The organism is Sulfurospirillum sp. 1307, assembly GCF_054408545.1.
This window is the reverse complement of record NZ_CP176011.1, coordinates 1,353,954-1,364,515: the sequence shown is the minus strand read 5'-3', so window position 1 is coordinate 1,364,515 and position 10,562 is coordinate 1,353,954. Positions and strand designations below refer to the sequence as shown.

General features: G+C 30.1%; 8 protein-coding genes. 2 read left to right on the top strand and 6 right to left on the bottom strand.

All coding sequences use genetic code 11. From position 1 onward, the window contains the following. The 6 genes from hpf to fliW all read right to left on the bottom strand — a co-directional run bounded on the left by hpf (position 1) and on the right by fliW (position 7,172). Positions 1 to 516: a ribosome hibernation-promoting factor, HPF/YfiA family gene (gene hpf / locus ACKGJI_RS06910; RefSeq protein WP_458699554.1), complete on the bottom strand. Its 516-nt coding sequence runs from the start codon at positions 514 to 516 to the stop codon at positions 1 to 3. Positions 517 to 662: 146 nt separating this feature from the next. Then, positions 663 to 1,085, bottom strand: coding sequence for a type II secretion system protein (locus ACKGJI_RS06905; RefSeq protein ID WP_458699553.1), 423 nt, complete (start codon positions 1,083 to 1,085; stop codon positions 663 to 665). Then, entirely contained in the window at positions 1,085 to 1,966 is an 882-nt protein-coding gene (locus ACKGJI_RS06900; protein WP_458699552.1) for a type II secretion system protein, read from the bottom strand. Before ACKGJI_RS06900 ends, ACKGJI_RS06905 begins: the two co-directional genes overlap by 1 nt. After that, complete coding sequence (locus ACKGJI_RS06895) at positions 1,966 to 2,604, bottom strand: type II secretion system protein (protein WP_458699551.1); 639 nt, start codon at positions 2,602 to 2,604, stop codon at positions 1,966 to 1,968. The genes ACKGJI_RS06900 and ACKGJI_RS06895 overlap by 1 nt, the downstream gene beginning before the upstream one ends. Next, the gene (locus ACKGJI_RS06890; RefSeq protein WP_458699550.1) at positions 2,604 to 6,617 is read right to left on the bottom strand and encodes a hypothetical protein; all 4,014 of its coding nucleotides are present in this window, start codon (positions 6,615 to 6,617) and stop codon (positions 2,604 to 2,606) included. Before ACKGJI_RS06890 ends, ACKGJI_RS06895 begins: the two co-directional genes overlap by 1 nt. A gap of 171 nt (positions 6,618 to 6,788) precedes the next feature. Continuing rightward, the gene (gene fliW / locus ACKGJI_RS06885; protein WP_458699549.1) at positions 6,789 to 7,172 is read right to left on the bottom strand and encodes a flagellar assembly protein FliW; all 384 of its coding nucleotides are present in this window, start codon (positions 7,170 to 7,172) and stop codon (positions 6,789 to 6,791) included. 143 nt (positions 7,173 to 7,315) lie between these two features. Here fliW and ACKGJI_RS06880 point away from each other — a divergent pair, with 143 nt between their 5' ends. Beyond that, a complete protein-coding gene (locus ACKGJI_RS06880; RefSeq protein WP_458699548.1) occupies positions 7,316 to 7,963 on the top strand; it encodes an outer membrane protein assembly factor BamD in 648 nt (215 codons plus the stop codon). A 171-nt stretch (positions 7,964 to 8,134) separates the two neighbouring features. Then, positions 8,135 to 10,558: an endopeptidase La gene (gene lon / locus ACKGJI_RS06875; protein WP_458699547.1), complete on the top strand. Its 2,424-nt coding sequence runs from the start codon at positions 8,135 to 8,137 to the stop codon at positions 10,556 to 10,558. Positions 10,559 to 10,562: the final 4 nt, after the last annotated feature.

Sequence of the window (10,562 nt, the reverse complement as noted above, 5' to 3'; positions counted from 1 at the left end):
TTAGTATAATCCAAACTTATTGTCAGCTCTTTTATAGATAACTCTCATTTTGTCATCCATGTCAATAAACACGAAGAATTGTTTATCACTGTTTTTTAACTCCTCTAAAGCCTCTTCAATCTCTATTGGCTTATAGCTATCTAGTCTAGTTGGAACGATTTCATCAGCTTCCTCGAAGTAAGGAGCATCAGCTTCTTCTACAACTTCTTTTTGTTTACTACTAACAACTTTGTCATGATGACGTCTAAGAACTTTTTTAGCTCTCTCAATCGCCATATCAACAGCTGCATAAAGGTCTTTGTCTTTTTGCTTTATGACTATTGTATTTTTATGAGCTAAATTGATAGCAAACTCAACACTAAAGCCTTTTTTACCATTTTTTTCATCTGCTGAAAGAACACATCTTGTTGAAATAATATCTAAATTATATTTACTCAATGAATCTTTTGCACTCTCAATGTGAGATTTAATTGCATCAGTTAATTCTAACTGTTTTCCTACGATACTTAAATTCATCTTGTCTCCTTTATCTCCCTAATAATAGGGGTTTATAAAAAAAGTATAACTTAATATTGCTTAAATAAAAAGGATAAATAAGATTTTTTTACAAATTACTATTTATTTGTATTCTTATGCTATAATATAGGGTTTTGTGATGATTTTTACGGCTTTTGTAAAGTTCTTCTATGAACTCTTATTGGTTCTGTTACAATTCCATCTTTTACACTTACAAATGTATCTAAGATTACAGTTCTGTTTGAATCAGCTGTACTAAGATTGTCATCTAAGGTATTACAACCAGATGGTAAGCCATTTCCAATATAGTGTATTGTTACATTTATATCAAAAGTATTGTTGTAAGTCATATTTACCTGATTAAGGCATGAGGTATTGTAGTCGTGCCCACTCATTGCTAGAAGGGCATAGTTTATACCACTATCTACTAATAAATTTGCTTGTTGATATAAAAAATTATCTGTACTTTTTTTCACTGAAAGTGTTGAAATAGATAAAGCAAGTGCACCTAGTGTTGCAATGGTTACTAAAAATATAACTGCTGTTATGAGTGAAAACCCTTTTCTCATCACATTACACCTCTTTCAACACAAAATGGTTTTACTGAAGTTTCATCTACAGGGTCACTAGTGCATATCTGTACTCTTAAAGCTTTATCAACTTGTAAAAAATTTACACTTTTTACATCTTCTAACATTAAAGATGAATTTCCATCTGAATACTTTTCATTTTTCCATGGTCTATAATTATAATATAAAGTTAAATTTCCATCATCACTTAATACAAGTGCGTAGGCAGTCCAAGTAAGTATATATTTTTCACTTATTCTAGTTAGTAAATTTGATGTTGAAGTAAATTTTAGTACATCTTCACTTTTATATTTTACAGGAAAAACCTTTGTATGATTAAAGTCACTATAATCCCATCCAAATCCATCATATGTATCTCCTAGAGCACCGTTGAATATAATAGCTGAATCATTAATATCAGCTAATCCATATGAAAGAGCTTGGATGATAGAATTTGTATAAGATAGATTGCTTCCAGGTGTTTTTATCTGTGTAGCATTTGTCTCAGGACTATACAGATCAACAAATCCACTCCAACCAGGTTTTAAAGCTGTTGAATTTGCTTCACCATTAAAACTTTCTATATCTTTTGCTATCCATTCATGGATTTGATTAAATTCTCTTGTACTGATAGATGAAACTGGCTTGAAAGTAGTATTTGTATCACTTTTTCTTGCAATTATACTCTCAAATACAGCATTTTGCAATCTTTTAGTTATTTGTTCCATTGTAATATTTATCTTTGTATATTGTCTATCTATCTTCCTTGAACTTATATATGAATTATAAACACTACTTAAAATATCAGCACCAATAGAAGCTATGATACCGAGCACTACTATAACCATTACAAGTTCTAGCATTGTAAAAGCTTTTTTCATTAAAATACTCTTTCTTTCCAAGTTGAAGTTCCTATATTTGCTCTAATTGCTCTAAAAATTAATGTTTGATTTAAATCTTCATCTACATTTTGTATATTAATCTGATTTGTTATAAGTTTTATATTTGTTGAGTTAACCGATATGTTAGAGACATTGATGTCAAATGTTATTGGATTAGCATAGTTATTTGTATCGTTTAAATAATTAACTGAAATTGTAGATGTAACATTAAGTGGATAATTTCCACTAGCAGTTGCATATGAAGATACATTTCCATCAAGATCATCAATGTCATCTATACTATAAGCAGTTTCGTTAGAGTCCATACCAATACTAGATGCATTTAAATCTCCAAATTTTCTTCTTCCATCTGCTTCTATAAGACCAGGCCTACTATCAAGCTCGCTGTCTCCACTTTGTACATGTAGAATTTTTTTACTTATTTTTGTATTTTCATCCCACCATCCAGTTGTAATAGTTTTAAATCTAGTTATACCAGATGCGATTTCATCCTCTACAACTTTTACATGTAGATTATTTTGCAAAACAGTTGTGAGTATGATAGGAAGTACAGTAACAGCAATCCCCATAACAACTATGGCTATAACTAATTCTATAAGGGAGCTTCCTTTTTTCATTATCGTTCATACTCCGTTGTTGTTTCTTTTGATAAAGTAGTATCAACTGTTCCATTCATTTCATCACCATAACCACTCCAATTTCCACCAATTGGAATAAATTCAACTTCAAAATCATTTGTACTTGCATTGTTATCAAAAGTATTGTAAAGCAACCAACTTGAAGGTGTCATTAAAATTCTATCATTATATGGTGCTTTATCTATCGATAATGTAATATTTTCAACTCCATTTAATATATTTGCTTGATTAACTATAATATTTGATGCACTAGCATATGATGTATTGTTAAATCTTGTGTTCCCTAGTGAATCATATAAAGATACATTTCCATCTTGGTCTACATGTAAAGTATTAACAAACCAATCGACACTATCTACGCTCTCGTTACCATTTATATTAAACTGTGTTTTATTGCAGTCATTACAGTATACTTCATAGTATATCGGAGCAACACCAGAAGTTCCTTCAAATGTCTGTTTGTTTGTGTGAACTCTTCCATAGTAGAAAGTTGCATTTTTGTCTAAGTTTTGAGTTCCAAAAGTTCCATTTGAATCAGTTGTATTTATATTTTGTATATTTAATATAAAAGGATTAACTGTTTTTGTTTTATTTCTATCAAAATTTATATCTACATGTATATTGCCTGACCCATTATCATCAGTTGAAAATATGGTATTTGGAATATTTGATAGATTTAAATCACTATTTATTGATACATTTCCTTCTGTTGAAGTATTGGTTTCTCTGTAGAGTACTTTTGACAAATTTGAAGTAGAAATGTTTGCATAAGAAATAGTATAATTTGTTGGCATTGCATAGCAATTTGAATTATAGTTTTGAGTTGTAGCATTTACTTCATTTTTAGCTGTTATCTTTATATCCAGAGTTGTAGACATATTTAAATCATCTGAAATATAAGTAAAGTTGTTGCCACCTTGAACTAAAGTCGTATTTATATCAAAATGATCTGGTGAAAAAGTTAGATTAATATCTGCTGGAGTTATTAGCCTTTGTGCATCACTAGTGTCATTTTTATCTACTACTGCAAATTCACTACCGTTTATTTCTTGTACTTTTACATTTATTACACCTACTTCATTGTAGTTTCTTAAGACAGTGCTATTACCATCTGAAAAATTCCATGTAGTATTAAAATCAGGAGTAAAAACTCCAGTTAAGCAGTTTGGTTTTGTTTCGTTGATATCTACTTTAAAGCTATCATTTATAGTTTCATTATAATCTTGTGTTGCTAAGTTTTGATTGTCTAGTGCAGCTATAGAGATATTATAATTTTTTCCTGATTTAAAAGGAGATGTTCCTTGGATTGAAAAATCAAATTTATCTGGTCTTATGGCAAAGCTATCTCTAGCACATATAGATGTGCTATTGTTTTCAAGTAAGCATTGAGCACATCCAAATTCATGATTATATTTACCAATTCCATATCCATGATTATTTGATTTACAAGGTGCACCAGTTGAAGAGCTTAAACAATTATTAGCTGGAAATAACGTATTGATTTTATTTTCATCATTTAGACATTGAGGAATACCTTTTAAATTTGAATTCATATTACTAACATCAGCACATGTTAAAGTTGAGTTATTGAATAAATTTTCCCAGTCTATATAGTTTATTCTAATTGTGCCATTTTGAACTGCTTTGTTGATTTTCAAAGTGGCTGTTGTTTGTGATTGGTTATCAAAAGTCGCATTTGAATCTATCAAATTAGACACAGCTGGAGCTTCTTCACAAGAGTAAAGTTCACTACTATTTTTTTGAAGATTTACATATTCTATTTTTGTATATCCTTCATAATTATTTGGGGTTTCCTTATCACTTCCTAAGCTTACTACAGTGACATTAAAATCTTTATTAGCTACTTGCGTATAAAGTGCATTAATTGCATAAGTAGTATCAATAGGATCATGAGTTATGGTTTGTTCGTGAGTAGCATTAAAGTAACCTATAACAGGAGTATATCTTAGTCCTGATGTATTAAGATCAACACATTGTTCAATCTCTTGTGCATTATCAGGGCCTATAGTGATACTATCAGTTTGAAAAGAAGCTTTAAAACCTAAAAAATCCAATAAATCAATGTCTGAGGTATTACTATCTTGTATATCAAACTTACTTTGGAAACTTATAAATACTTTCTTTGAGTCATCATTGAAGTTGCTAGCAGGCTCTATTGTTCCTCCTTGCGAACCATTTGCCCCAGTACCTACTCTAAATGTGCTTTCATTTTTATCTAAAGAAAATTCAAATGTATCGCTATCATTATTGTCTGTTTTATAAGTTTTATTGCTTTCTCCTATGTTTTGTATATAAGTTGAGTTTGATGTATAGTTCATATCTGTTAAATCCATATAAACTTGTACAAGTTTAGCTGTTTCTATATCAGTGTCACTAGCATTTTTTTTCATATTAGATATCCAGATATTAAATTTATAATTTTTATCTGTTTGTATAGGATTTAGAAATCCTTTATCCTTAAAAATAGTTGTGTTACCATCATCAACTATGGTATCAATATAATAACAAACTCTAGGTTCATAAAGTTGTGTAGAAAAAACAAATACTCCAGGAAAATATTGATCTCCACTACTTGAAAGTTTAACTGTTGTTTGAGTTTGCCCATTACTAATTACAGGAATTATAGCATTTTTACCAATAGATACTGTTCTTAAATCAATTCCGATAGTATTTGGACAATTTGGATTTCTATTTGTAATATTTACTCCATCTATATCTTCAGAAGAGTGAAAAAAATCATTGTCAAGTAATACATCATTACCATCTTTATCAGTAAGACTTATACTGTCACCATAAACAACATCACCTTCTCCTGCAAAAACCATGAATTTTGCATCTATATTACCTCTTGTAGGAGTTAAGAAATCTTTTAATTCATAGCTTTTAGTTTCATTGTATATTTCATCATAACCATCATATAGGGTTATATTTCTTAAGTCATCATTTTTATCTTTATATGTTACTATTAAACTCCAGGCTCCATACTTATTGTATCCAGTGTCAGTGTAAACATCAGCAACCCAAACAGGTTGATTGTATCCACTGCTATCAATCAAATCATCATCAACATAGTTTATACTGTTTTTTAAGTCATCAGTTATGTCAGAAAACCCTTGATAATCACCATTTCTATAATTAAATTTGTCATCTTCAGAAGTAATAATTTTGTAGTTAGATGAACCATGTAACTTCAATTTTATATTTCTACCATTTATTCCAGCGTCATAGTTACTATCAACTCTTCCTTGCCAATACAAAAGTGCATAAACTATATCATCACTTTTTATTCCTTTTGGCAAGACTAAGTCTGCTGAAGTTGAATTATAAGTAGAATCATCTGAATCCATATCCGCATATTCAGCCAAAATATCATTGTTCTGTGTAGTTGAATTTGCACAACCAGAAGATTTTTTTAATACAGAATTACCTATCATTTTTATATTGCCACGGATATTATCCTGCTTAAATAGTGTAAAACTTCTTGTTTTATTTATACTATAATCAACATACTTCTGTATATTAACATAATCTACAGCTGCCCATTCATTGTCTCTATTGGTATCAGGTTTAAAAGATAATTTTATTTTACCACTAGAGTCTAAAGTTGTAGAAAATGATTCTGTTTTATAGCCTCCTGTACTTTTATATGCTTTTATTTGCAAATTATTTCTATAAACTCTAAATCTATCCCCTGAACTATCCCATTCTTCAGTGGCATAAAAATAAAAAGTAACCAGTATTTCTTTATTTGCATTTTCTACACCAAAATCATATGTTTTATATGCTGTTTTATCTCTATTTATATACATCCAGCCATCATTATAAATATAACCATCTCCTTGCCATCCGTCTAAACTTCCATTTGTAAAATTATCAGTATTTGATAGTGTAGCGGCAATAAGGTTTGACGAAATAATAAATAAAATTATTAAAGTGGATAGGATATTTTTTTTATTACATTTACATGTCATTTACTCATCCTTTTTTATCTATTTTATCCAGAGGTATAAGTTGTAAAGAATTTACATGTAGTTATGTGTCTTTTTGCAACCCAACCGCCCACCTTACTGTTAAAATAACAGTGTTGCTTCTTCCATTTTACTCTTTGTAAAATAAAATACTACTTAATTGGTTGGTAGTATTCATTTGTTAAGATACCCAGAAATCTCTTCCATGATTCCATACTCTTTATACTTATTGCTATCTAGTATGACTTGTGCTACTGATTTGTTGTCGGTGTTAAAGATAAGAGGAGCTATGAAGTTTATGACGGAATTTTCTATTGGTGTTGCTACTATCATGATGTTTAGGATTAGTATGTTTGAGTCTTCTTTTAGTTCTAGTAGGTTTTTGAAGTACTCTGGGACTTCAAAGTCATATTCTCTTAGTAAAAATGGATTTATTAACATGAAAGTAGTATCATCATCACAGCTTTTTAGTTGCATAAAAAAATCATCTATTTTTTCTAGTTCTACTTGTTTGATTTGATCAAAACCTGGTATCGGAGCTTTAACATCAAAAATCATTTTCCACCTTTTGTAATTATTGTTTTTTATTTTAGCTAAATAGTGATTATAAATCGGTAAATTTCAAAAAAAATGCAATTTTATCTTCTAATAACAAAAAAAGAGGTACAATAACTTTTTTATAATATACAAGGATGATAAATATGAGATTGACAAAGATATTTTTGATGGTTGCGCTAACTTTTTTATTTATTGGGTGTGCTGATAAAAATAGTAAAGAGGTATATAACAAACCAGCTATTTATTGGTATGAACAAATTGTAAAAAACATAAAAGATTTTGATTTGGAAGAGGCTGATAAAAACTATACTTCGCTAGTTAGTGAACATATCTCATCTCCACTTTTGCCTGAAGCTATGATTATATTGGCTCAAGCGCATATGCAAGAAGAAGAGTATCTTTTGGCAAACTTTTATCTAGATGAATATATAAAAAGATTTGGTAACTCAAAAAACAGTGAATATGCAAGATTTATGAAGATTAAAGCAAATTTTGAATCATTTCCAAATCCAAACAGAAACCAGCAGTTACTTTTAGATACTATTGCTCAAACTAAAGAGTTTATCGATAGATATCCAAACTCACAATATAGACCAATGGTTGAGACAATGTATGTAAAAATGAAACTTGGAGAGCATTTTATGGCTAAAAATATCGCTGATTTATATGTCAGAGTTGATAAACCAAAAGCTGCTAAAAAATATCAAGAAGAGTTCGATAAATCACCACTTAAAGATGCCAATATGATAAAACCTCATATACCTTGGTATCGCTCGTGGTTTGAAGAATAAAATATCTACATGTAAAAGAGAGTAATTTACTCTCTTTTTAAACTACAATACTATATAATACAATTCATAATATAATTTAGGAGACAGTAAAATGAAAGACAGAAACTTTGTTTCGTTCTTTAGTGCTAGGAATTTTTACTGGACTTCGTTCAGAAAAAAGGAGACAGTAAAATGAAATTAAATGATTATGATTCGTTTCCAACAGACTTACCAATAGTAGTTGAAGATAAACAATTTTTATATCCATTTATGATAACTCCAATATTTTTAGAAGATGAAGAAAATATTGAAGCTGTTGATTATGCTTTAGAGAAAAACTCACTGCTTCTTATATGTTCAGCAAAAGATGGACAAGAAAATATGAGAGATTTTGAAGCTATCTATGACAGTGGAGTTATAGGCTCAGTTATGAGAAAAGTAGTGCTCCCTGATGGAAGAGTTAAGATACTTTTTCAAGGAATGGCAAGAGGTAAGATACTTGTTCAAAAGAGTGTAAAACCTTTAATTGGAACTGTTGACATACTAAAAGACACATATGAAAGGTCACCAAAATTAGATGCGATTGTTTCAGTTTTAAGAGAAAAAGTAAAAGCTCTTTCTATGGTTAGTAGCTATTTTCCACCTGATTTGGTAAAAGCGATTGATGAAAATGATGATGTAAATAGAATTTGTGATTTAGTTGCTAGTGCGATTAAGCTAAAAAAAGAACAAGCTTATGCTCTTTTTTGTGAAGAAAACATAGAAGCTAAAGTTTTTATGCTTATTGAGCATTTGATTGAGGCTATTGAGACAAATAGATTGCAAAAAGAGATAAAAACAAAAGTTCATTCTCGTATTGAAAAGGTAAATAAAGAGTATTTCTTAAAAGAGCAATTAAAACAAATTCAACAAGAGCTTGGAACTGATAATCAACGAGAAGAAGAGATAGAAGAGTATAGAAAAAAACTAGAAGCTAAAAAATCTGGCATGAATGAAGATGCATACAAAGAGATAAAAAAACAGATTGATAAATTAGCAAGAATGCACCCAGATTCTAGCGATGCTAGTATGATACAAAGTTATCTTGACTGGGTTATTGATATCCCTTTTGGTGATTTCTCAAAAAAACAGCTAGATATATTAGAGGTAAAAGCTCAGTTAGATAAAGACCATTACTCTTTAGAAAAGCCAAAAGATAGGATTGAAGAGTACTTTGCTGTTCGCGAACTCATATCTAAACGAGGAATCAAAGATAAAGCAAATAGAGGTGCGATTTTATGTTTTGCAGGACCTCCAGGTGTTGGTAAAACATCTTTGGCAAACTCGATTGCTGAAGCACTAAAGAGAAAATTGGTAAGAATTGCTCTTGGTGGATTAGAAGATGTAAATGAGTTAAGAGGACACAGAAGAACTTATATAGGCTCAATGCCAGGAAGAATTGTGCAAGGTTTGATTGAAGCTGGGCAGATGAACCCTGTTGTTGTTTTAGATGAGATTGACAAAGTTGCTAAAAGTTTCAGAGGCGATCCAACCGCTGTTTTACTTGAAGTTTTAGACCCAGAACAAAATGATAAATTTAGAGATTATTATCTGAATTTCAATATAGATTTGAGTAAAATCATTTTTGTTGCAACTGCAAATGATATAGGCTCAATCCCTGCACCTCTTAGAGATAGGATGGAATTTATCTTTTTGAGCTCTTATACTCCAAATGAAAAGTTTGAGATAGCAAAAAGGTATCTAATACCTCAAGAGTTAAAAAAACATGGTTTAAAAGCAAGTGAAGTAAATATCACTAAAAGTGCTTTAGAAAAAATTATTGAGAATTATACAAGAGAATCAGGTGTTAGAAACCTTAGAAGAAGAATTGCTGATATTTTTAGAAAAGTAGCGAAACAATTACTACTTGATACAAGTATAAGTAAAATAAGTGTAAATGTTAAAAATCTAGATGAGTATCTTGATAAAAAAGTATTTGAAATTGAACAAAGAGATAAAGAGGACATAGTAGGGCAGGTAAATGGTCTTGCTTGGACTAGTGTTGGTGGAGATGTTTTAAAAATCGAAGCTATCAAGATAAAAGGCAAAGGCTCAATGCAACTAACAGGGCATCTAGGTGAAGTTATGAAAGAATCAGCTAGAATTGCTCTTAGTGTTGTAAAAGTTTTAATCGATGAGAACAAGATTGATATCGATACAAAAGCAATTCCTAAGAGTGCAAAAGAGATCGAAGATAAAATAAAACTAGAAAAAAGTGAAATTTATAGAAGATTTGATCTTCATCTTCATGTTCCAGAAGGAGCAACTCCAAAAGATGGTCCAAATGCAGGGATTGCAATGGCAACAGTTTTTGCTTCAATTTTATCTGACAAAAAAGTTAGAAGTGATGTTGCTATGACTGGTGAGCTTACTTTGACTGGTAAAGTACTTCCGATTGGCGGATTAAAAGAAAAACTAATTGCAGCTTATAAAGCTAAGATTACTACCGCTTTGATACCAAAGAAAAATTATGAAAATGATTTAAAAGATATACCTGATGAAGTTAAAGAAAATCTAACAATCATACCTATAACAAGAGTCGAGGAAGTTTTAAAGTATGCATTGAAAACCAAGTGAGTTT